Origin of the sequence: Pseudoalteromonas sp. DY56-GL22 (assembly GCF_041414715.1) — a bacterium.
Lineage (GTDB): Bacteria > Pseudomonadota > Gammaproteobacteria > Enterobacterales > Alteromonadaceae > Pseudoalteromonas > Pseudoalteromonas simplex.
In genome coordinates this window covers 524,078-546,966 of the sequence record NZ_JANHZR010000003.1, presented here as the reverse complement: position 1 = coordinate 546,966, position 22,889 = coordinate 524,078, and the positions used below count along the sequence as shown (strand labels likewise).

Sequence of the window (22,889 nt, the reverse complement as noted above, 5' to 3'; positions counted from 1 at the left end):
CGTAAGCTTCTAGACGAAGGTCGTGCGGGTGAGAACATCGGTGCACTTCTACGTGGTACTAAGCGTGAAGACGTTGAACGTGGTCAAGTACTAGCTAAGCCTGGTTCAATCACTCCACACACGAAGTTCACTTCAGAAGTATACGTACTTTCTAAAGATGAAGGTGGTCGTCACACTCCATTCTTCAAAGGTTACCGTCCACAGTTCTACTTCCGTACAACTGACGTAACAGGTGACGTACAGTTACCAGACGGCGTTGAAATGGTAATGCCTGGTGATAACATCAAGATGACTGTAGAACTAATCTGCCCAATCGCGATGGACGAAGGTTTACGCTTCGCTATCCGTGAAGGTGGCCGTACAGTTGGTGCTGGTGTTGTTGCAACTATCGTTGAGTAATCAACTATAGTGATGCATTAAGCATTAAGAAAAACCCGAGCTTAGTCTCGGGTTTTTTTATGGGTGAAAAAAGCTACCAGCTGTCAGCTTTCAGGCATCATAGATCGAGAGGGTTGTTTAGTTCTGCGCCTCACTCAGCATTTGCCCTATTCATTCTTCGGGTAGGTTGGTTTGAGCGAAGCGAAACCCAACACAATCCATGTAAACCTTTTCTTTTATGAACTCAAATAGCCATTCTGCAAATAGGTTTGACCTCGTCCCTTTAAACTTTATCCTCGCAAACTCGCAAACTCGCAAACTCGCAAACTCGCAAACTCACACCTAGCAACCAACTCTGTTATTTCTACTAAAACTAATTACTTACCTATAGCTAAAGTTGTTTTTGGTTTCATCATTTCGTCATGAAAAACCACTTTTTTAGTAACAATGCCTTCTTAGTATGGCTGCGCTAATTATCCAAGTGCAGTTTAGTTAGCACTCAAATTCTTAAAATAACGTACTAACGGAACGTAACGATGAAAATTAATAAAATTGCTACTGCAATTGGTTTGACGCTGGCATTGTCAGCGACGGCCAATGCAGGTGTGTTACCAGACAGTCAAAAACAAAATGATTGGTATAGTGCCGCTGAAACAAAATTAACAGAAAAAGAGGCGGCGGCTCAGGCTGAGCAAACGTTTAAAGCTAAAAATGTCATTTTATTTGTTGGCGATGGTATGGGGATCTCAACGCTGACTGCATCTCGTATCATGGCGGGACAAATGGAAGGCAAGTCAGGCGAAGAAGGCTTACTAAGCTTTGAAGAATTTCCATACTCAGCGCAAATCAAAACCTATAACGTTGATGCGCAAACCCCTGACTCTGCAGGCACAATGACAGCAATTATTTCAGGTGTTAAAACCGATGTAGGTGTAATTGGTGTTAACGAAAATATCGAACGTGGCGAGTGTGGAACTGTTGCTGGTAACGAGTTAATTACCGCAACAGAACTGGCAGAAATTAAAGGTTTAGCAACAGGTGTTATCTCTACGGCGCGTATTACTCACGCAACACCGGCTGCAACCTATGCAAAATCAGCTGACCGTAACTGGGAAGACGTATCAGATATGCCGGCTGATGCTGTAGAAGCCGGTTGTGAAGATATTGCCTCACAACTTGTAAATTTTGAGAAGAACCTAGAAGCACGCTTCGTAGGGACTGACGTAGATGGTCTTGAAGTTGTGATGGGCGGTGGTCGTCGTCACTTCTTACCAAAAGACGCAACGTTTAACTCAACTGATGCAGTGAGCGAAGTAGAAGGTGACCGTACGGATGAGCGTGACCTAACGGCTGAGTGGCAAGAAATGTACCCTAATGGTAAGTACGTCATGGACCAAGCAGGCTTCGATACACTAAATGCTGACAGCAAACGTGTATTTGCATTATTTAACGAATCACACATGCAATACGAAGCAGATCGCGCTAACGATGTAGCGGGTGAACCGTCATTATCTGAAATGACAGGTAAAGCAATTGATATCTTAAAGAGCAATGAAAAAGGCTTTTTCTTAACGGTTGAATCAGGCCGTATCGACCATGGCCACCATGCGGGCAATGCTTATAACGCGTTAAACGATACCGTTGAATTTGCCAAAGCAGTGCAAACAGCAGTTGAGAACACCAACCCAGAAGAAACTCTTATTCTTGTTACTGCCGACCACAGCCACGTATTCACTATCGCGGGCTACCCAAAGCGTGGTAATCCAATCTTAGGTCAAGTAGTTGCTATTGGTAGCGAAGAGCCAAGCCTTGCGGCAGATGGTATGCCTTACACCACAGTTGGTTATGCTAATGGTTTAGGTTTTCGCGATTTAGGCGATGAAACCGACGCTGATGCATCTTATAGCGAAGCGGCATTTGCAGGCCGTGTTGATTTAGCGGGTGTTGATACGACTACTCCTGGTTATCACCAAGAAGCCACTGTGCCACTAAGTTCAGAGACTCATGCAGGTGAAGATATTTCACTGCATGCAAAAGGTCCAGGTGCGCAACTAGCACAAGGCGTTGTGGAGCAAAACGTAATTTTCCACATCATTAACCAAGCTCTAGAACTAATTGAAGAATAATGGCGACGACGATGAAAAAACTAAATTTAATTTCTCTTGCTGTAGTAGTGGCATTAGCGGGTTGTTCTGATGACGATGACAACTCACCAAAAACATTAACCATTGAAAATACATTAGCTGTTGGCTCTGAGCAGTGCGTAAACGGTGGTACAGAAACCCTTACCGGTGAAGATAGCAACGATAACGGTGAGCTAGACTCAGCAGAAGTAACGGATACAAGCGTTGCATGTAATGCACCAGCAACGTCGTTAACGGCATCGCAATTAGCGCCGTTGACTAATAACGAGTGGTTCAAGTCAGCACAAGTTAAAGTCGCTAGCAGCGAAGAAAACATTGCTGCCGTTGTAAAAGAGTCAGGTAAAGCGAAAAACGTGATTCTGTTTGTTGGTGACGGCATGGGTATTTCAACTGTCACAGCAGCACGTATTATGGCCGGTCAACTAGAGGGTAAGCTAGGAGAAGAACATCAACTAAGCTTTGAAACACTACCATTCTCAGGGTTTGCTAAAACCTATAACGTTGATGCGCAAACACCTGATTCTGCGGGTACGATGACAGCAATGGCATCGGGCGTAAAAACGGATGCTGGCGTTATCGGTGTTGATGAAGACATCGAACGTGGTAACTGTGCAACGGTTGCAGGTAATGAACTAGTTACAGCCACTGAGCTTGCTGAGATTGCCGGTAAGTCGACGGGTATTGTTTCGACAGCACGTATCACTCACGCAACGCCTGCAGCAACGTATGCAAAATCGGCTGACCGTAACTGGGAAGACGTATCAGATATGCCAGAAGCGGCAGTTACCGCTGGCTGTGAAGATATTGCATCGCAGTTAGTTAACTTTGAAGCAAACCTAGAGGCACGCTACGAAGGCTTAGATGTTGATGGTTTAGAAGTTGTGATGGGCGGTGGTCGTCGTCATTTCTTACCGAAAGACGCAGCGTTTAACTCTGCTGATGCTGTGAGCTCAGTAGAAGGTGACCGTACAGATGGTCGTGACCTAACAGCCGAGTGGAAAGCTAAATATCCTGCAGGTCAATATGTGATGGACCAAGCTGGTTTTGATGCAATTGATGCAGAGTCAACTGAGCGCGTATTTGGTTTATTCAATGAATCACATATGCAATACGAAGCAGACCGTGCAAACGATGTAGCAGGCGAGCCTTCACTTGCTGAAATGACAGCAAAAGCAATTGATGTGTTAGATAACAACGCCAATGGTTTCATGCTAACAGTTGAAGCCGGTCGTATTGACCACGGTCACCACGCTGGTAATGCTTACAATGCACTAAGCGACACAGTTGAGCTTTCAAAAGCAGTACAAGTTGCTCTTGATAAAACCAGCATTGAAGACACGCTAATCATAGTAACAGCTGACCACAGCCACGTATTTACCATTGCAGGCTACCCAAAACGCGGTAACCCAATTTTAGGTAAAGTGGTACCTGTGGGTAGTGATGAACCATCACTTGCAGCAGATAACATGCCATACACAACGGTTGGTTATACCAATGGTGGCGGTTTCCGCGACTTAGGTGATGAGACTGATGCTGATGCAGGTTATAACTTTGCACCGGTAACGGGTCGTGTTGATTTAACAGATGTTGACACAACAACGCCAGGTTTCCACCAAGAAGCTGTTGTACCACTAGGCTCTGAAACACACGCAGCAGAAGATGTGGGGGTGTATGCAGTAGGTCCAGGTGCACATTTAGTAACAGGCACTAATGAGCAAAGCCTTATCTTCCATGTTATGGATTATGCCGCTGACCTTGTTAAACAAGCCGATGCTAAATTAGCACAATAATGAGTGTTTGGGAGGCTCCATGCCTCCCTTACTCAATTAGTTATAAAGTAAACCAAGACAAAAGAGAATCCCGTGAAAGCAGCCATCTTACTTGCCTCATTACTTAGTCCACTTGCTGTTGCAGGGCAATGCGATATGAACACCGGTTTTACGCAAGCAGACTATAAAGTCACCACAGAAATCGTTGCTAATAAGCAGCATACTGAAAACACTTTTACCCTTTGGCGTACGCCTCACCAGGTGGCTAAGCAGAATCCACAATTTATTGAATTATGGCAACAGTTGCGCAATCAACAAATTCGCCCAATTCGTTATTTTCAGCATGCCCAGCGTGGTATTGAGTATCAACCATCGGAAGTGCAAGGTGAACAAGATTGGAGTAGCAAATATCAGCTAGTAAGCGATAAGTTTTTAGCCTCAATGACGCACCAGAAAAGCACCGGTGAAGGCTGTGAGTTAACAGAGTATTACACACAGCAGCAGGGTGAGAGCAAAATAGAGCTAAGCTGGCTTGCCAATCAAAAGTTACTCAAAGCAATTCGTATTTCAACACCAACTTATAGCCGTGAAATTGCTTTAACAGCCAGTCATTACAACCAGCAAAAGATTCAGGCAGAATTTGCGAAATGGGATAACTATCAAACGACCGATTACGCAGATATCGGTGATAATGAAAGCGATCCATTTTTAGCTAAAATGATCAACTTAGGGTTTGTTGAGCATGGTGCAAGTGGATTTTATGATGCGCAAGGTAATCAGCTCAAAGGTGAGCACGGTCATCATCACTAATTAAAAAAGGCACCTTGGTGCCTTTTTTGTTGTTTAATTACTTTAGCTTAAATCTAAAATGCATAGTTCCAAGTTAGATTTACAGTACGGCCAGTGCCTGCAAAATAGCGAGTTGCCGATGGGTTTGTTTGCCCATAATAAGTGATGTAGTACTTATCTAGCAGGTTATCGATACCTAGGCTAAATGCACCATACTCAGCACTTTGATATTGCACTGATAAATCAACGGTTGTGTAGCCGTCAAATTCTTCACCAGTATTAAAGTCGCGATCAAACACTTTATTAACTTGTAAGCGGCTAGACAAACTTGCTGGCCATTGTTGCTGCCAGTAAAGGTTTAACCGTGTCGGTGAAATATTGCTGCCGCCTAAGTCGCTCTCTACTTTATTGTCGCCATCACCGTCATATTGGCCTTCTGTATCAGCGTAACTTGCACCGAATGTTGTGCTGTTAGTTAGGTAATACTGTGCATTGGCTTCAAAACCTGAGATCTCTGTGCGTTCACGTTTTACACTGTAAATACCATCAGCATCAGCTTGTAAACGAGAGCCTAAGTCTGAGTCAGATTCAAAGTAGCTGGCTTTAATATTGAAGCTATCGCTTGCATATTCAAAACCTAATTCGCGGTTATCAGAAATCACAGGTTCTAGGTTTAAGAAACTTTCAACCGATAAGCCAGCTTGGTTTATACCACGCAGTACACGCCCCACATCGGCCATGCTAAAGCCTTCGCTGTAGCTTGCGTAGAAACGAAGGTCATCAGTCACTTGGTAGACAACACCTAAGTTCTCTAATAATTCGTTAAAGCTTGGCTCACCGCCTTCTACAAAGCTGCTGTTGTAAGATGCTAGGGTAGTAAAGTCATCTACTTTTAATTTGCCGTACTCGTAACGAACACCGGCATTGAAAGTCCAATCTTCTAAGCCGTCATAACGTAGCTGAGCGAATGGTGCGATGTTATTAAACTTGGTTTTTGGCACCCAATGACGACCTGTTTGCGCAAGCTCTTGGTATGTTTCGTCAGAAAGTAAATCGATACCGGTCGCAATATCAAACTGGCTGCTTAATAGGTTATCTTTATTATAAGTAACGCGACTTCCAAACTTTTGTGACTTGTTTTGAGATTGGTCGTAAAGGTTTTCACCAAATTCAGGATCTTGGAAAGTACCAAATGTACCGCCGCCATACATTGCCGCAAAATCTTGCGTGAATAACTGAACTGCAAGGTTGCCGCCAGCGATATTCGTGTGGTTGTAATCAAGGGTGAAGGTTGTTACACGGTTGCGTGGTGCATCACCTTCTATATCGCCTTTTTCAGCTGATGTGGCAAGGCCTGTTGTTGGGTCACCATTAATAGCAACAAAATCTCCATTACCCTCAATTTTGTAGTGGTTCAGCATCGCTTGAATACTTTGTTCATTATCAAGCTGATATTTAACTTTTAAAAATAGGTCTAGGCTGGTTGAGTCTTGCGTATCACCTTGTGTGCCATCTAACCCAATAAAGTCTCCGTTACCATCGCGATACATACCAGTACTACGTGCCGATACACCGCCAATAAAACTAATATCATCTAGCTGTTGGCTGAATAAGTAGCTGGCTTTATAGCTTTGGCTGTCGCTGCCACCGTCTGTCGGAGTGCTAAACCCTGCGCTCATTTGGTGATTAAAATCGCCTGCTGATTTTGTGATGATATTAATAATACCGCCGCTTGCGCCCATGCCTTGGATTGCATTAGCACCACTGATCACTTCGATGCGTTCGATCATAGCAGGATCAATTGTATTGCCGTCACGAGAACCATTACGCAGCGGGTTCGACTGAGGTACACCATCAATCATGTATAGCGGTTCACGGCCACGTAGTGTTTCACCTGCGCTAGTCATCTTTTGACGGCTTGGTGAAAAGCTCGGTAATAAATTACCTAAAATTTGCGATAGATCTTGAGTATGAGCAAGTTGCTCAGCAATGTCTTCACTGGTAATAACGCTGATAGTTGCAGGTACAGTACTAACAGGTGCCGTACTACGCGTTGTAGAAACAGTAATACGCTCAATATCTTGAGCCTGATTTGCTAACGCAGCGATAGGAGTAAGTAAAAAAGGAAGCGCAAATTTCATTGACATCGTTAAATCGCTATATAATTGTTATTAAAAATTGTTCGTATTTATACATGTGTTTATTGCCGCAATCAATATTGTGTAAAGGCTATAAAAACTTGGTTTACTTTGGTTTTTCTGTAAGTGACTGATAATGATTATTTAATTTTTCTAAACGGTTATTTAATTAATTTAAAAAATAATTGGTAAAAAAGCCGCTTGTTGATTACCGTTAATGAAGGAGGAACAGCCATGACAAAAATAAATACAAAACACCCTGCGGGTACTTTCTGTTGGGCCGAGTTATGCGCAAAAGACTGGCAAGCTGCAAAGCAATTTTACACGCAACTTTTTGACTGGGGTTTTGATGATCAGCCAATAGGTGAAGACATGTATTACACCATGCTGCAAAAGCAAGGTGATGATATTGCCGCTATGTATCAACTGCCTGCAAGTATGAGTGAGATGCCAACCCATTGGTTATTATATATTGCTGTTGATGATGTTGACCAAAGCACTGAGCTGGCAAAATCATTGGGGGCAACGGTTTTGGCAGGGCCACATGATGTCATGACGGCAGGTCGAATGGTGATGCTGCAAGAGCCTGGCGGCGCAACATTTGCCTTGTGGCAAGCGGGTGAGCATATCGGGGCTAAAAGAGTGCAAGAGCTTAACCTACCTTATTGGTTTGAGCTTGTGTCGAAAGACATGCAAAAAAGTCGCGACTTTTATTGTCAGTTATTCGGATGGCAGTTTGAGGTGAAACCCATGGAAGGTATGGACTACACCTTATTCACTATTGATGAGCAACCGATAGCAGGCATGCTCGAAATGACCGATGAATGGCCAGATGATATTCCACCGCATTGGATGCCGTATTTTGCGGTAGCAGATTGCGATCAGGCGGTTGCCAAAGCAACGCAGCTTAATGGCGCTATTTGTGTGCCAGCAACAGACATTCCAGATGTTGGACGTTTTAGTGTGATTACCGACCCACAAGGGGCCGTTTTTTCTATTCTTAAGTCAACCATTGATGAATTAACTTAAGCTCTTGGTTTTTGCCAATCTGTCCCAAAGTATACACCTAAGCCTCATCAAGATGCAGAAACTCGCACCTTGAGGTGGTTTAGGTATAAATACCCCAACTAAGGAGCAGATTGATGACTAAGCATGTGGTGGTTACAGGGGCCAATAAAGGTATTGGCCTTAATTTATGTAAACAGTATTTAGCCCAAGGTTACCGTGTTACCGCGGTGGTTCGCACCCCAAGCGAAGAACTTCAAGCACTCGATGTGAAAGTTATTAGCGACATTGATGTATCTAACGCCGATGATGTTGCAACACTTGCCAATTACTTACACGGCGACAAAATTGATATTTTGGTTAATAATGCCGGTATTTTTCACAACGAAACATTCGCTGATATGGACTTTGCTGCCATCGAAAAGCAAATTAGCGTGAACAGTATCGCGCCTATTCGTATTACGCATGCATTACAGCAAAGTTTAGGCATTGATGCTAAAGTGGCGATGATTACATCGCGCATGGGCTCAATTGCTGATAACGGCTCGGGCGGTTACATTGGTTATCGCATGTCAAAGGCGGCCCTTAATGCCGCGAGTGTTAGTTTAGCCTATGAGTTAAAAGATAAAAAAATTGCTGTTGGCTTATTTCACCCAGGCTTTGTACAAACGCAAATGGTTAATTTTGCTGGCGATATCAGCCCTGAAACTGCCGCAGAGCGTCTCATCAAACGTATTGATGAACTAAACCTTAGCAACACAGGTGGGTTTTGGCATTCAAATGGTGAAACGCTACCTTGGTAATACTTTTTTCACTGTTTTTATAACTCGGTTAGTTAGTAGCTAAAAAGCTGCTAACTGCTGATAAGTTTCGCTAATTTTTGAACTTATAGTTTGCTATACTCGTACAATTAAAAGTCATTTTGATGTAGAGAACAGCACATGGAATTAGAGCAAAATAGCGAATTAACCCTCCCTCTTTTTTATTTCGATGAAAACCTTCATAGCCGCGATATTGAATCTCCAGATCTATTATTACATGTAACGTTAAGCGAAGAGTTACTCGCGCAGCTTTGTCAAAACCCAGCTGCTGATAGCAGTGTCGCTATTGCTATTAATGAATATCGTCTTGAAGCGTTAAATGATGATTATCAAGTATTGATTAATAGTGAGCACGACGCGCAGTTAACTTTAGTTCGCGGGCCATTATTGAGCGCAATGCTTAGCTGTGACAATGATCAAACTTTTGTGTCGCCGCAAGTAGATATGATGCCAACCTTCGATTTAGGTGATGACGTTGAAGATATCGAGGAGGAAGGATGAGAAAAACCCTCACGACCGTATTCGGCCTTATTCTTTTAAGTGGCTGTGCATATTTAGGCGCTGCTCATTACGATGAATTGTTTGGTGAAGAGCAACCTAGAGAGCGTGTTGTTGCTGCATCAACACTTGAAGGCGCCGAGTTTTTAAGTGACGTAAAACCTATTCTTGACACTCGTTGTGTGGTTTGTCACGGCTGTTATGATGCACCTTGTCAGCTTAAGTTATCTTCTGTGGAAGGAATTGACCGAGGTTTAAGTAAAGAGCGTGTCTATGATGGCACACGTTTGCTTGCACAAGAGCCAAGTCGTTTACTATTTGATGCTACAACCACAGCTCAGTGGCGTGAAAAAGGCTTTACGCCAGTGCTTAACGAGCGAGTACAAACCGAAGAAGCGAACCTAGCGGGTAGCGTGCTTTATAACTCTTTGGTGCTTAAGCAAAGCAGCCCTCTGCCTAAGCAAGCTATTTTAGGTGATGAGTTTGATTTTTCACTCGATCGTGAACAAACATGCACCACAATGAATGAGTTTGATTCATTTGCTAAAGATAATCCACACAGTGGTATGCCATATGGTTTACCGGGGATCTCAAGCGAAGAGTTTCAGCACCTTGCTAAATGGCTCAGAAAAGGCGGATATCTTGCTCATATTGAGCCCCCTGAAAAAGGCGTACTTAAGCAAGTGGAGCGCTGGGAAGCTTTCTTAAATCAAGATGGTTTAAAGCATCAACTAGCTGCTCGTTATATTTACGAGCACTGGTACTTAGCGCATATTTATTTTCCTGAGCATGGCGATAAACACAGCTACTTTAAACTAGTTCGCTCTTCGACTCCGCCGGGAGAAGAGATCAAGCATATTAGCACGCGTCGCCCTTATGAAGACCCTAAAGTTGAACGAGTTTACTATCGTTTAATGCATGACCGCTCGACTATTTTAGCTAAAACACATTTACCTTTAGCATTAAATGATGAAAAACTTGCCCGCTTACATTCGCAATTTATTGAAGCTGATTATCAAGTAAATAAATTGCCAAGCTATAAGCCTGAAGTAGCATCAAATCCGTTTAAAGCTTTTGCAGCAATTCCAGTAAACTCGCGTTATCAATTTATGCTTGATGAAGCAGAGCTTATAATCATGGGCTTTATTAAAGGTCCTGTTTGTCGTGGTCAAATCGCGTTAAACGTGATTAACGATCAGTTTTGGGTTGGTTTTGCTAAGCCTCAAATGGCGGCGACACCTAAAGTCGGTGAAATGTTGTTACAACATGAAGATGCGCTAGCTTTACCTGCAGAAGAAGAAAGTAACGCTTTACCGATTTCTAGTTGGGTAAAGTACTCAAAACGCCAAAACAAATACTTATCAGCAAAAGTTGCACTGGCAAATAAGATGTTTGAGAACGGTCAGCACCTTACCACCGATTTACTTTGGCAAGGTGATGGTCATAACCAAAATGCAGCGCTGACGGTGTTCCGTCATTTCGATAGTGCAACGGTTGTAAAAGGGTGGATAGGCCAGCAACCAAAGACTGCTTGGATACTCGATTATGCCTTATTTGAACGTATTCATTACTTGCTGGTGGCGGGGTTTGATGTGTACGGCAATATAGGTCATCAGCTTTTAACTCGTTTGTATATGGACTTTTTACGCTTAGAAGGCGAAGCAAATTATCTGGCGTTATTACCAGAAGCTAAACGTAAAGAAGTTAAAGCTCAGTGGTATCGTAAATCACCACCTAGTTTAACCAGTTTCTTTGAAGATGAACTGTCATTTAGTCAACCTACTGGCATTGAATTCAAAACAGCAGATCAGCAGTCTGAGCTGTATAACATGCTTAAAGAGAAGCTCAAACCAATTTTGAGTCCTCGTTATGACTACACCAAAGTGCCAGAACCGCTTGCACAAATAAATGATTTGCCTGTCAAAGCAATTAATCTACTGCCGCAAATTTCGTTTGTGTTAGTCAAAGAGGGCGATGAACAGCACAAAGCCTATACTCTTATTCATCACAATGCTCATTACAATATTTCGAGTTTATTGAATGAAGAAGGGCAGCGAGCTTATGACGAAGATACTGTAACAATTGTACCGGGGTTTATTGGTGATTACCCAGAAGCAATTTGGTATCTACATAACGAACAACAGGTTGCTGCATTTTCAGCTGGGCTTGCTAAAGTGACTGATGAGTCGGCATATAGAGACCTGAAAAGCGAATTTGCAATTCGTCGAACGCATCCTCAGTTTTGGCAATACAGCGATATTTTGCATCGTGTAGCTAAAGAATACCGAGGTGTCGAATTTGGGTTATTTGATTATAACCGCCTCGAAAATAGGTAGCCTTTAAGTACTGCTTTGTTTGTTGATAAAGCCCACTTAATAGTGGGCTTTACTGCTTAATTTAGACTAGAATAAAATAAAAAGATCAGAGAAATGCATGTTAAACCTAGTTATTGATATCCGTAAAAGATATCGCTGGGGGTTATTAGCGATAGCGCTTCTAATATCCTTTTCAGCGGCCTTGATTCAATCTTTGTTGTATATCCAAAAGGGTGATGCCGAGGTGATCAATATTGCCGGCAAGCAACGAATGCTCTCTCAAAAGATTGCTTTGCATGGTAACGCATTAATTTATGACAAGTCTCTGCCTGTAAAGCAACAGCATCGCAAGCTGCTACAAGACACCGTTGAGCAGTTTATTGCAGGTCACCAGTTTTTGGTTGCTCGCGATGGTCCAAATACGTTTCGTCATTTAAATCAGGAGTTAGAGGCACATTACTTTGCTGCTCCAAATAAGCTTGATGCGCGTGTTAAGCGCTATGTAAGTAAAGCACAGAAGCTATTAAATAGCCGTGACGACTACACAGATTTTGACGGGCCTGTTTTCGAAACTCAACAAGTTGAAGTCTTATTAAATGAATTAGATGTAGCTGTTGAGTTGCTTGAGCAAGAGTCTGTAAAAAAAGTCACATTTATTGCAACAGTTGAATTAATATTTTGGTTAACGGCTTTGCTGTTGTTATTGATTGAACTATTTTTTGTCTTTAAGCCAATGGAATCATTAATCGCTAAAACAATTAATAAGTATCAAACTCAAAAAGAATATGCGGAGCAAATAAGCAAAAATAAAGAGCGCTTTATAGCTCGCGCAAGTCATGAATTTCGAACACCAATACAAGGCCTTACAGCCTCTATTGAAGCGCTTGATATCAATGAACAACAGCTCGCAACTAAAAAACAAGCTGTTTATTGTGTGAATAGATTAGTCGCAATGTTAGATGAACTTGTTGATTTACAACAGCTCACAACAGGAAATTGGCAATTAAACCCGAGTCGTGGAAATTTAAAGTCGACTCTAAAACACGCGATCACCCCATTTGAATATGTTTGCGACGAAAAGAATATTCTGCTTAGTATCGATATTCCAGAATCTCTTAACAAAGATGTACTCACTGATCATGCTCGTTTACAGCAAGTTTTGGCTGAACTCATCAACAATGCAGTAAAATTTACTGCTGAACAAGGTCGAATTGCGATCACAGCAAGAAGCCAAGGCGAACAAAACTATATTATTGAAGTGCAAGATAACGGCAAAGGGTTTGAAAAGCCACCGACCGATATACTCAGCTTGGAAAATGATAGCGAGCAGCATTTTCAAGGCCTTAAAACTGGTTTGTTGAGGGTGGTGCATATTGTTAAAGCTTTGCAGGGGAATATTGAGTTTTTAAGTGCTCAACCGCAAGGTGTTAAAGTGGTGCTTAGCTTAGAGTTAAGTAATGCCGCTGGTGATGACGCAGAGGTTTTATTACCCAATAAGTTACACTGCTTAATTGTGGAAGATAATCAGTTGAATGCCACTATATTAGGTCGTATTTTAGGGCAGTTAAATTACAGCTTTGATATCGCTGAAAATGGCTTAATCGCCACAGATAAAGCGTCAGATAAGCAGTATGATTTAATCTTTATGGATTTGAATATGCCAGTTATGGATGGCTTTAAAGCGATTGATATTATTCGTAATGAGCAGGGGCAACAGGTGCCAATTTTGGTGGTGACGGCCAATACATCAAATGATGATTTACAACGTGTGTATGAACTTGGGGCTAACCTACATGTATACAAACCGATCTCGCTAGATTCAGTGCAAAAAGCTCTCAGTATTTTATTTACCGAGAGCTCACAGGGATAACCAAAGCGTTAAATTAGTTTGTTACTTTGATGTCGCCAACACCTACTTCAACGTCAATATCATGCAGTCCATTGCCTCGGTAGCTTGAGTGAGAGCTAACGACTTTGCGGCTGGTGTTAGCCTCTTTTTTCAAGCCGCGAATCTTGGTGTCGCCCACACCGGTATCCAGTTCAATGCGTCTGTAATCGTCAAGCGCACTATCAATTCTTACTGCGCCCACACCAAGCTCAATCTCAACTGAATTACTTGCGTCGTTAATTTCAATATCACCTACACCTAGCTCAACATCAATTGCCATTGATTTAGGCATTTTTACATACCAGTTTTGTTGAATGTCATCGTTATCTAATTTTAAGCTAAGTGAGCTGGCACTTTGCGAGTGGCTTAATTCGATATCAGATAAGTCAACATCAGAGCTGAACCAGCTATTGTCATTTTTTGGTTCAATGCGAACCGTAACCACGACTTCACTGCCGTCATAACTTTCGACTTCTAAGCTGCCCACCGGAAAATCAATATCAAGCTGGCTTGCGCCATTCACTGTAAAGTTATGATTTAGCTCACGTGAGTCTTTTGCCATTGCGTATGTTGTTGTAAGTGCTAGGCCTATTGCTGCTACACAAAGTAATTTTTTCATTGTCTGATTCCTGTTAATGACCTTTTATACCTTAGTCGCAGCCGTGTTCAAAAAAGGTTTAAACGATTTTTAATTTTTTATCGAATGCGGTAACGTCAAGCTAACGGTAACTTAGAATGAGGATTCAAAGTGCAACAAGTGCAGTTGGTTAATGTTCGAGCCAGCCTGAAGGGCCAAGGCAATGACGTTTATTATTTAGATGAGCTCAATATCAATGTATCGCCATTGCAGCATTGGGTATTACTTGGCGCCAATGGGGCGGGTAAATCGGCTGTGGCCGCTGCCATTGCTGGTTTTGCGAAAATAGAGCAAGGCCAGTATGAGAATAGCTTTGAGCGTATAGCATTGGTATCGCCAGACAGCCAAAAGCAGCTCCTCGCGGCCGAGTTAACTAAAGATCAAGATGATATTATTGAGGGTGTTACGGCTACGAGTACAGTTTATGAGCTGATTATTGCAGGTCGAGACGAGCAACAGCTTGATAGTGATTTGCTACAGCAACTAATAAGCCTATTTGATTTTAGTGACAAACTTAGCAAGGCATTTCGCGATTTATCGACCGGCGAAACCCGCAAACTAATGTTGATTCAAGCCATAATCGGTCGGCCAGATTTACTTGTGCTTGATGAGCCTTTTGATGGTTTAGATGTTACGGCAATGGCTGAACTTAATCAGCTACTCACTGAGCTTAGTAAAACAACGACCCTTATTTTTGTGCTCAATCGCTTAACTGAGATCCCTGACTTTGTGGATCATTACGCCTACGTTAAAGAGGGTCATGTGGCTCAGCAATTAGCAAAGCCTACAGCCGAGCAGCGCGATGATTTACTTAAGCTATTGCACCTTACTCATACTCAGCTACAAATACCTGAGGCAGATATTGACCATCAAGCGCCTCCGCTCACAGACTCTATGCTGGTAAGATTAAACAACGCATCAGTCAGTTATGGCGGCGAGGCTATATTTGAAAAACTAAACTGGCAAATTAACCAAGGCGAACATTGGCAGTTAACAGGTAAAAATGGTTCAGGTAAAACCTGTTTGCTGAACCTTATCACGGGTGATAACCCGCAGTGTTACAACAACGATATCAAGGTGTTTGGTTACCAGCGCGGCAGCGGTGAGAGTATTTGGCAAATTAAACAACACATTGGTTATATCTCTAACGCGCTACATATGGATTATCGAGTGAGTATCACTGCGCTCAATACGGTTGTTTCGGGCTTTTATGACAGCATTGGTCTTTACCAAAAAGCCACTGATAAGCAACTTGCCATTGCCAAAAAGTGGTTAGCGTTATTAGGTTTAAGTGATAAACAAAGCAGTTCATTTAGCCAACTGTCTTTTGGTGATCAGCGCTTATTGTTGATTGCTCGGGCTATGGTTAAACACCCTAACTTGTTGATTCTTGATGAGCCTTGCTTAGGTCTTGATGAAGCGAATAGGCAGCGCGTGTTATTACTAATAGAAAAAATCTGTGCTGCAGGCACCAGCACCGTGGTGTATGTTAATCACCACGCGAGTGACAAAATAGTCGGTATCAACAATTATTTAGAGATGGCTGATTTCACAAAAAAAGCGCCATAAGGCGCTTTTTAAACGATTGAAATCATTTAAATACGGGTAACGGTAAAACCCTTATCTGTTAATTGCTTCAATAAGCCGTGTTGCTCTGGTAAGTGCAAAGCGCCCACTGCAATGAACAGCTTTTCTTTACCGATGCGAGTAGATAGTTGATTAACCCAATCGTTGTTACGGTCTATCAACATCACTTGCTCGCTTAGCTGACCATACTGAGAGTCATCAAAGCTTTCGTTATAAAACTGTGTAAGTGTTTTCATGTCACCTGATTTCCAAGCCTTGATGAGGCCAAAAAAGTAGGTGTCTACATCTGCAAGTTGGTCGAACGTTTCTTCGATCATTTTGTCATTCATGATTGCTAAGTGCTCAAACATTTCCATTTGGCGTTCAAGAGTTTCTAGCTCACCAACAGAAATTTTATGTTCTTGAGCATAAGCAAGTACTTGCTTGTCTATGCCGTATTGATCTGAAAAACCAACGCTTTGGAACTCCATTTGCATCATGGTGACCATCACCGCCCACGGTGCTAAGTTCTTAAACATCGCAATATCAATTGATTTATCCGCAAAGTACTTTTGCAGTTTTGCATAGTTTTCTGGTGATAATTCTGATTGTAAGGTTTTGCCATTTTTCAGCATCATAAATGGTAATGAGCGACGCTGCATTTCCATCGGTGAAATAGCGCTGATATCAACCTCAACAATGACTTTATCTGAGTTATCGAGTGCTTTTGTTACCTTACTTGGTAAGCCTTTCATGCTGTTATCACCCACATGCACGGTACCGAATAAATAAGAAGTAACGCCGTTTTTTTCTACTTTCCATAACCCCGGCTCTGCAAGTGCATATTGGCTAAAACCAAGTAGTAGCACCATAAAAAACAGGGCATTTATACGCTGGACGAATTTCATAACTTTCCTTTTCATAACGTGGTTATTTTCAATACTAAACTAATTTTTCTTTGAGGCGTTAAAATAAATCGGCTTTATGCAGAAAAATCACATCTAATTGCTAAAAATTAATCAATCATAGAATGGCAAATAACGAGGTATGAAATTTCAATTTTTAATAAATAGTGAAATATAAATCTTTATATGTAAAATTATTGAATATTTATTTCTTTAATTTTGCTTTTTAGCCAGTTTTTTGAATTGATTTTTATGTTGACTTACAGGCCCCACCGCGGTACTAATAGAAAAAGACAGCGGGATGGCTAGATTTCCGCTACAAATGAACAGAATTTGGTTACAGATAAATGCTTACAAACAAACTTTCTCTAATTCTAATTAACGTCGTGGTGATTATTATTACCGCGGGGGCTAGTTAGTGCTTAGAGAAAAGTGAAGCATTTAAAAAGCCCCCCGCACTTAACAGTTCGGGGGGCTTTTTCGTTTTAAGGTTTGAGTCGCAGCAAATACACAATGTCACTGAGGAATGAGGATTTACGATGACAGGCGCAGAGTTAACAATCGATTTATTAGCCAAACATGGCGTTAAGGATGTTTTTGGATACCCAGGTGGTGCCATCATGCCTATTTACGACGCCTTGTACGGTGCGCCAGTCAAACATTATTTGACGCGTCATGAACAAGGAGCGGGTTTTGCAGCTGTGGGGTTTGCCCGCAGCACAGGTAAGTTAGGTGTGTGCTTTGCAACTTCAGGCCCTGGTGCGACTAACTTAATAACAGCCCTTGCTGATGCGATGATGGATTCAGTGCCGTTACTTGCAATCACAGGGCAAGTACCTACCGCAGCGATAGGCTCCGACGCCTTTCAGGAAGTGGATGTGTTAGGTATGTCGTTATCATGTACTAAACATAGTTACATGGTTGAAAGAGCTGAAGACTTAGCCGAAATACTACAAGAAGCCATCCACCTAGCGCAAAGCGGCCGCCCAGGCCCTGTATTAGTTGATATCCCAAAAGACATCCAAATGGCGCAAGTGCCATTCCACCCTTGGTTAGCCGCCGAAGATCATTTACCAAAATTAGACGCAAACCAAGTTGCGATAGCCAATCAAATCTTAAGTGAGGCGCAGCGTCCTGTGGCGTATATCGGTGGTGGTGTACAAGCTGCTGATGCGCAAAACGAGCTTATGCAATTTTTAGAAAAAACACATATGCCAGCGGTATCAACGTTGAAAGCGCTAGGTAGTGTATTGCCTGATTATGAATATGATTTGGGTATGCTAGGTATGCATGGCGGTAAAGCGGCTAATTTAGCAGTGCAAGAGTGTGATGTTTTGGTTTGTATCGGTGCTCGTTTTGACGACCGTGTTACTGGCAACTTAAGTAAATTTGCTGCAAAAGCAAAGGTGATACACCTTGATATCGACGCGGCAGAGGTTGGTAAGCGCAAGCCTGCAAAAGCATCATTAGTCGCAGATTTAAAAACCTCATTACCGCAACTTGATTGTTTTGTAACGCCTGATGAGTGGTTAACGCACATCGAAAGCATGATGAAAGAACATGCATGGCGTTATGACTATCCAGGCGAGAAAGTATTTGCCCCTTATTTATTAAACCAACTAAGCCAAAAAATGCCATCAACTGGCGTCGTGTGCTGTGATGTGGGTCAGCACCAAATGTGGGTGGCACAGCACATGAAGTTTAGCCACCCAAGTAATCACTTAAGTAGTGGTGGTGCGGGTACCATGGGCTTTGGTTTACCGGCCGCTATAGGCGCCCAAGTTGCGCGCCCAAATGACTTTGTGATCACGGTGTCGGGTGATGGCTCAATCATGATGAACATTCAAGAACTGGCTACAATTCGCCGTAACAATCTGCCAGTTAAAATTCTAATCTTAGATAACCAGCGCTTAGGCATGGTACGTCAATGGCAGCAGCTATTTTTTGAAGGTCGTTATTCTGAAACAAACCTTTCAGATAATCCTGATTTCGTGCAGTTAGCAGCGGTGTTTGGCATTCCAGGTCAAACCATCACTAAAGCAGATGAAGTCGATGCTGCGGTTGATGCGTTAGTTAATAGTGAAGGTCCATACATTCTGCATGCCTGTATTGATGATAAAGAAAATGTATGGCCGCTTGTACCACCAGGTGCAGCTAATGATGAAATGATGACGGAGACAGTAAAATGAAACACACCCTAACGATTGCACTAAAGAATCAAAGTGTCGCTGTAGAGCGCTTTTTACGCGTTGCACGTCATCGCGGCTTTGACCTAACAACCATGAATTTAGAAATGGCTGATGAAGCGTTTCACGTCACCATGACGGTAGACAGCGATAAGCCAATTTATCTACTAACATCACAATTGAATAAATTGGTTGATGTTAAACACGTTAATGTTGAAAACCAATTTCAACAACAAGCAATCTAGTAAAAAATCAACAGGTAACTAGAGCAGTCAGAGTGATGCTTTAGTGAGAAATAAATTAGGAATGAGGAAGTCAGTGGCATGCCACTGCAACAACTGAGGTAATTATGGCTAAATTAAGAAGTGCAACAACAACAGAAGGTCGCAAACGTGCAGGGGCGCGTGCTTTGTGGCGTGCAACAGGGATGACAGATAAAGACTTCGGTAAGCCAATTATCGCTGTTGTTAACTCATATACTCAGTTTGTACCGGGTCATGTTCACCTTAACCAACTTAGTGAGCTGATGGCTGAAACCATCACCGAAGCCGGTGGTGTACCAAAAGAATTTAATACTATTGCGATCGACGATGGTATCGCAATGGGTCACGGCGGCATGCTGTATTCACTACCATCGCGTGACTTAATTGCTGACTCAGTGGAATACATGGTTAATGCACACTGTGCCGATGCCATGATCTGTATTTCTAACTGCGACAAAATCACCCCAGGGATGATGCTAGCTGCACTGCGTTTAAATATTCCGGTTATTTTCGTATCAGGTGGTCCAATGGAAGCGGGTAAAACACGCCTAGCTGATATCGACATTAAACTTGATTTAGTGGATGCCATGGTGAAAGGCGCTGATACCACAGTAAGCGATGAAGACTCTGAAAAAGTCGAGCGTTCTGCGTGTCCTACTTGTGGTTCGTGTTCGGGTATGTTTACTGCCAACTCAATGAACTGCTTATTAGAAGCGATTGGTTTAGCGCTGCCGGGTAACGGTACCACACTTGCTACGCATAAAGACCGTAAACAACTTTACGTTGAAGCAGGTGCGCGCATTGTTGATTTATGCCGTGAGTATTATCAAAAAGATAATGCAGCAGTATTACCACGTGCGATTGCCAATCGCACTGCCTTTATGAATGCAATGGTAGTTGATATTGCTATGGGTGGTTCATCAAATACGGTTTTACACTTATTAGCTGCCGCGCAAGAAGCGGGTGTCGATTTTGACATGTCGCACATCGATGAGCTTTCCCGTAAAACTCCTTTCCTTTGTAAAGTGGCACCCGCAACCAATAAATATCACATTGAAGATGTGCACCGCGCTGGTGGCATGATGGCAATTATCCGTGAGTTAGGTAAAGCAGGCCTTGTTGATTTATCTGTTGATCACGTTGCAGGCCACAGTATGGCTGAAATGGTGGCTAAATGGGATGCCACCGATCCGAATAATGAAGTAGCGCAAAAATTCTATAAAGCAGGCCCAGCCGGTATCCGTACTACAAAAGCAATGAGCCAAGAATGTCGCTGGCCAGAACTTGATAATGACCGTGAAAACGGCTGTATCCGCAGTGTTGAAAATGCCTTTCGTCAAGATGGTGGCCTAGCTGTACTTTCAGGTAACTTAGCCCTTGATGGCTGTATTGTTAAAAGTGCTGGCGTAGTTGAAGAAATGCTGCACTTTGAAGGCCCTGCTGTTGTATACGAATCACAAGATGATTCGGTTGAAGGCATCCTTAATGGTGAAGTAAAAGCAGGCGATGTTGTTGTAATTCGTTACGAAGGGCCAAAAGGCGGCCCAGGCATGCAAGAAATGCTGTATCCAACGAGTTACTTAAAATCAATGGGCTTAGGTGAAAAGTGTGCGCTTATCACCGATGGTCGTTTCTCGGGTGGTACATCAGGTTTATCAATTGGTCACGTTTCACCAGAAGCAGCAAGCGGTGGTGCAATCGCTTATGTTGAAAATGGCGATAAAATAGTAATTGATATCGCAACCCGTGAAATCACTTTGGCGTTGTCTGATGAAGAGCTTGAAGCGCGTAAACAAAAGCAACTAGCACGCGGTAAAGATGCTTATAAACCACTTGATCGTGACCGCTATGTTTCATCTGCACTTAAAGCCTATGCATTACTTGCAACCAGTGCAGACAAAGGAGCTGTTCGCGATTTAGCAAAACTTGAGGAGCTTAGTTAATTATGGTTTCTCAAGAGCTCGATTATTTTCGCGCTATCATCCAAGCGAACATGGAGCCGCTTGCAAAAGTCACTGAGGTCAGCGAAATGGCTGATCTTAGTGCTCGGTTAGGCAACCATGTGTGGTTAAAGCGTGAAGACCAACAACCGGTTTATTCATTTAAGCTTCGTGGTGCATTTCATAAACTGAGCAAGTTGCCAAAAGGTTCTGATGTGATCACAGCCTCAGCGGGTAACCATGCGCAAGGGGTTGCACTCAGTGCCTCATTTTTAGGGCATAACGCAACGATTGTGATGCCAGTTACAACACCAGAAATTAAAGTGAATGCAGTACGTTCACTCGGTGGTGAAGTGGTATTACACGGCCATCATTTTGATGCGGCAAAAGCCCATGCTTTAGAACTGACAGAGCAGCGTAACGGGGTGTTTGTGCCACCGTTTGATGATCCTGATGTGATTGTTGGCCAAGGTACCGTTGCCCGTGAATTAATGCAGCAATTGAACGACCTCGATGCTGTTTTTATTCCTGTTGGCGGTGGTGGTTTACTTGCAGGCATGGCGGTGTACATTAAGTCGTTACGTCCTGATATCAAAGTCATTGGTGTTGAAGCTGACGAGAGTGCTTGCCTAAAAGCAGCGCTTGAAGCGGGCAAGCCCGTTGAGCTTGACCGTGTTGGCAGCTTTGCTGATGGTGTAGCCGTAAAAGTTATTGGCACAGAAACATTTCGTTTAGCGCAAAAGTTTTGTGATGAAGTGGTCACTGTAACGGGCGATGAAATCTGCGCCGCAATGCAAGATATCTTTGTTTCGACTCGTGCGATAGCAGAACCTTCAGGGGCGCTATCAACAGCAGGGCTGAAAAAATGGTGCCAACAAAATGGTGTTAAAGGCTTAAACGTTGCTGCAATTTTATCGGGTGCAAACTTAAACTTTGACCGCTTACGTTATGTTGCAGAGCGAACGGCTCTCGGTGAAAAGAACGAAGCGCTGCTTGCTGTGACCATAAAAGAAGAAAAGGGTAGCTTTAAGCAGTTTTGTAACTCACTAGGTGGCAGAGCTATCACCGAGTTTAATTACCGTTACGCAGGCCCCGGCGAAGCACAAATTTTTGTTGGTATTGCATTAAGGCAAGGGCAGCAAGAGCTTGAAGAGTTAAAAGCGGCACTGACAGAAAACGACTACACGTTTTGCGATCTATCAGATAACGAGCTGGCTAAATTGCATATTCGTTATATGGTGGGTGGTAAAGCGCCTGCTCAACTTCATGAGCGTTTACTACGCTTTGAGTTTCCTGAATACCCAGGCGCACTGGCGCGATTCTTAGATACCCTTGGTAGTAATTGGAATATCACTTTATTCCATTATCGTAATCATGGTGGAGCGATTGGTAATGTGCTGGCGGCCTTTGCTATTGAACCGAGTGATTATGAGGTATTCAATGAGCATTTGAACCGTTTGGGATACAACGTTCAAGATGAAACGAACAATCCATGTTTCACCCAGTTCTTAACTAGCCAAGGTCAAGAATTAAGTGAGGTTAAAGCGGCAAATCAGTAGCTTAATATAATCAAGGCTGCTAATTAGTAGCCTTGTTTTTTTGTCTATTTTTCCTATAGTTATTGCACGGTTCTCAATCAAGGATGAT

The 22,889-nt window shown here is 42.7% G+C and carries 17 protein-coding genes; 14 read left to right on the top strand and 3 right to left on the bottom strand.

Annotation, left to right across the window (positions count from 1 at the left end; translation table 11 throughout):
- The 4 genes from NO991_RS10335 to NO991_RS10320 form a co-directional block, all read left to right on the top strand.
- On the top strand, nucleotides 1-399 hold a 399-nt coding region (locus tag NO991_RS10335; protein WP_371351976.1), incomplete at its 5' end, for an elongation factor Tu.
- A gap of 515 nt (nucleotides 400-914) precedes the next feature.
- The gene (locus tag NO991_RS10330; RefSeq protein ID WP_300362829.1) at nucleotides 915-2,504 is read left to right on the top strand and encodes an alkaline phosphatase; all 1,590 of its coding nucleotides are present in this window, start codon (nucleotides 915-917) and stop codon (nucleotides 2,502-2,504) included.
- A gap of 11 nt (nucleotides 2,505-2,515) precedes the next feature.
- Nucleotides 2,516-4,312 (top strand): alkaline phosphatase, encoded by a 1,797-nt coding sequence (locus tag NO991_RS10325; RefSeq protein WP_138619844.1) that lies wholly within the window; start codon nucleotides 2,516-2,518, stop codon nucleotides 4,310-4,312.
- 72 nt (nucleotides 4,313-4,384) lie between these two features.
- Nucleotides 4,385-5,101, top strand: a complete 717-nt coding sequence (locus tag NO991_RS10320) for a hypothetical protein (RefSeq protein WP_166339644.1) — start codon at nucleotides 4,385-4,387, stop codon at nucleotides 5,099-5,101.
- 53 nt (nucleotides 5,102-5,154) lie between these two features.
- Here NO991_RS10320 and NO991_RS10315 read toward each other — a convergent pair whose 3' ends face one another.
- Entirely contained in the window at nucleotides 5,155-7,221 is a 2,067-nt protein-coding gene (locus tag NO991_RS10315; protein ID WP_300418962.1) for a TonB-dependent receptor, read from the bottom strand.
- A 231-nt stretch (nucleotides 7,222-7,452) separates the two neighbouring features.
- Here NO991_RS10315 and NO991_RS10310 point away from each other — a divergent pair, with 231 nt between their 5' ends.
- The 5 genes from NO991_RS10310 (at nucleotide 7,453) to NO991_RS10290 (ending at nucleotide 13,727) form a co-directional block, all read left to right on the top strand.
- Nucleotides 7,453-8,247, top strand: a complete 795-nt coding sequence (locus NO991_RS10310; RefSeq protein WP_138601202.1) for a VOC family protein — start codon at nucleotides 7,453-7,455, stop codon at nucleotides 8,245-8,247.
- Between the two features lie 113 nt (nucleotides 8,248-8,360).
- Nucleotides 8,361-9,026 carry an SDR family oxidoreductase gene (locus NO991_RS10305; RefSeq protein WP_199530011.1) on the top strand — a complete coding sequence of 222 codons (666 nt, stop codon included), beginning with the start codon at nucleotides 8,361-8,363 and terminating at the stop codon, nucleotides 9,024-9,026.
- 138 nt (nucleotides 9,027-9,164) lie between these two features.
- Nucleotides 9,165-9,545 carry a hypothetical protein gene (locus NO991_RS10300; protein ID WP_054554103.1) on the top strand — a complete coding sequence of 127 codons (381 nt, stop codon included), beginning with the start codon at nucleotides 9,165-9,167 and terminating at the stop codon, nucleotides 9,543-9,545.
- On the top strand, nucleotides 9,542-11,878 hold the full coding sequence (locus NO991_RS10295; protein WP_300362589.1) for a fatty acid cis/trans isomerase: 2,337 nt from the start codon (nucleotides 9,542-9,544) through the stop codon (nucleotides 11,876-11,878). The genes NO991_RS10300 and NO991_RS10295 overlap by 4 nt, the downstream gene beginning before the upstream one ends.
- 97 nt (nucleotides 11,879-11,975) lie before the next feature.
- Nucleotides 11,976-13,727 carry a response regulator gene (locus NO991_RS10290; protein ID WP_054554105.1) on the top strand — a complete coding sequence of 584 codons (1,752 nt, stop codon included), beginning with the start codon at nucleotides 11,976-11,978 and terminating at the stop codon, nucleotides 13,725-13,727.
- A gap of 13 nt (nucleotides 13,728-13,740) precedes the next feature.
- Here the strand turns inward: NO991_RS10290 and NO991_RS10285 are convergent, their stop codons facing one another.
- Nucleotides 13,741-14,364, bottom strand: a complete 624-nt coding sequence (locus tag NO991_RS10285; RefSeq protein WP_138601195.1) for a DUF4097 family beta strand repeat-containing protein — start codon at nucleotides 14,362-14,364, stop codon at nucleotides 13,741-13,743.
- A gap of 129 nt (nucleotides 14,365-14,493) precedes the next feature.
- Here NO991_RS10285 and modF point away from each other — a divergent pair, with 129 nt between their 5' ends.
- The gene (gene modF / locus NO991_RS10280) at nucleotides 14,494-15,951 is read left to right on the top strand and encodes a molybdate ABC transporter ATP-binding protein ModF (protein ID WP_199530009.1); all 1,458 of its coding nucleotides are present in this window, start codon (nucleotides 14,494-14,496) and stop codon (nucleotides 15,949-15,951) included.
- A 26-nt stretch (nucleotides 15,952-15,977) separates the two neighbouring features.
- Here modF and NO991_RS10275 read toward each other — a convergent pair whose 3' ends face one another.
- The gene (locus NO991_RS10275) at nucleotides 15,978-16,856 is read right to left on the bottom strand and encodes a TraB/GumN family protein (RefSeq protein ID WP_371351975.1); all 879 of its coding nucleotides are present in this window, start codon (nucleotides 16,854-16,856) and stop codon (nucleotides 15,978-15,980) included.
- Nucleotides 16,857-17,392: 536 nt separating this feature from the next.
- On the opposite strand from NO991_RS10275, the gene ilvG reads away from it, so the two are divergent.
- The 4 genes from ilvG to ilvA all read left to right on the top strand — a co-directional run bounded on the left by ilvG (nucleotide 17,393) and on the right by ilvA (nucleotide 22,801).
- A complete protein-coding gene (ilvG, locus tag NO991_RS10270) occupies nucleotides 17,393-19,042 on the top strand; it encodes an acetolactate synthase 2 catalytic subunit (protein ID WP_058585968.1) in 1,650 nt (549 codons plus the stop codon).
- A complete protein-coding gene (ilvM, locus tag NO991_RS10265) occupies nucleotides 19,039-19,284 on the top strand; it encodes an acetolactate synthase 2 small subunit (RefSeq protein ID WP_054554110.1) in 246 nt (81 codons plus the stop codon). The genes ilvG and ilvM overlap by 4 nt, the downstream gene beginning before the upstream one ends.
- Before the next feature lie 104 nt (nucleotides 19,285-19,388).
- On the top strand, nucleotides 19,389-21,245 hold the full coding sequence (ilvD, locus tag NO991_RS10260) for a dihydroxy-acid dehydratase (RefSeq protein WP_054554111.1): 1,857 nt from the start codon (nucleotides 19,389-19,391) through the stop codon (nucleotides 21,243-21,245).
- A gap of 2 nt (nucleotides 21,246-21,247) precedes the next feature.
- The gene (gene ilvA / locus NO991_RS10255; protein WP_371351974.1) at nucleotides 21,248-22,801 is read left to right on the top strand and encodes a threonine ammonia-lyase, biosynthetic; all 1,554 of its coding nucleotides are present in this window, start codon (nucleotides 21,248-21,250) and stop codon (nucleotides 22,799-22,801) included.
- The last annotated feature ends 88 nt before the right edge of the window (nucleotides 22,802-22,889 follow it).

Excerpts from the sequence above, each read along its gene's own strand:
- NO991_RS10285 (WP_138601195.1), bottom strand. The coding sequence starts at position 14,364 with ATGAAAAAATTACTTTGTGTAGCAGCAATAGGCCTAGCACTTACAACA.
- NO991_RS10295 (WP_300362589.1), top strand. The coding sequence starts at position 9,542 with ATGAGAAAAACCCTCACGACCGTATTCGGCCTTATTCTTTTAAGTGGC.
- NO991_RS10305 (WP_199530011.1), top strand. The coding sequence starts at position 8,361 with ATGACTAAGCATGTGGTGGTTACAGGGGCCAATAAAGGTATTGGCCTT.
- ilvM (WP_054554110.1), top strand. The coding sequence starts at position 19,039 with ATGAAACACACCCTAACGATTGCACTAAAGAATCAAAGTGTCGCTGTA.
- ilvA (WP_371351974.1), top strand. The coding sequence starts at position 21,248 with ATGGTTTCTCAAGAGCTCGATTATTTTCGCGCTATCATCCAAGCGAAC.
- NO991_RS10300 (WP_054554103.1), top strand. The coding sequence starts at position 9,165 with ATGGAATTAGAGCAAAATAGCGAATTAACCCTCCCTCTTTTTTATTTC.
- NO991_RS10310 (WP_138601202.1), top strand. The coding sequence starts at position 7,453 with ATGACAAAAATAAATACAAAACACCCTGCGGGTACTTTCTGTTGGGCC.
- NO991_RS10275 (WP_371351975.1), bottom strand. The coding sequence starts at position 16,856 with ATGAAATTCGTCCAGCGTATAAATGCCCTGTTTTTTATGGTGCTACTA.
- NO991_RS10330 (WP_300362829.1), top strand. The coding sequence starts at position 915 with ATGAAAATTAATAAAATTGCTACTGCAATTGGTTTGACGCTGGCATTG.
- NO991_RS10325 (WP_138619844.1), top strand. The coding sequence starts at position 2,516 with ATGAAAAAACTAAATTTAATTTCTCTTGCTGTAGTAGTGGCATTAGCG.
- NO991_RS10315 (WP_300418962.1), bottom strand. The coding sequence starts at position 7,221 with ATGAAATTTGCGCTTCCTTTTTTACTTACTCCTATCGCTGCGTTAGCA.
- ilvG (WP_058585968.1), top strand. The coding sequence starts at position 17,393 with ATGACAGGCGCAGAGTTAACAATCGATTTATTAGCCAAACATGGCGTT.
- ilvD (WP_054554111.1), top strand. The coding sequence starts at position 19,389 with ATGGCTAAATTAAGAAGTGCAACAACAACAGAAGGTCGCAAACGTGCA.
- NO991_RS10290 (WP_054554105.1), top strand. The coding sequence starts at position 11,976 with ATGTTAAACCTAGTTATTGATATCCGTAAAAGATATCGCTGGGGGTTA.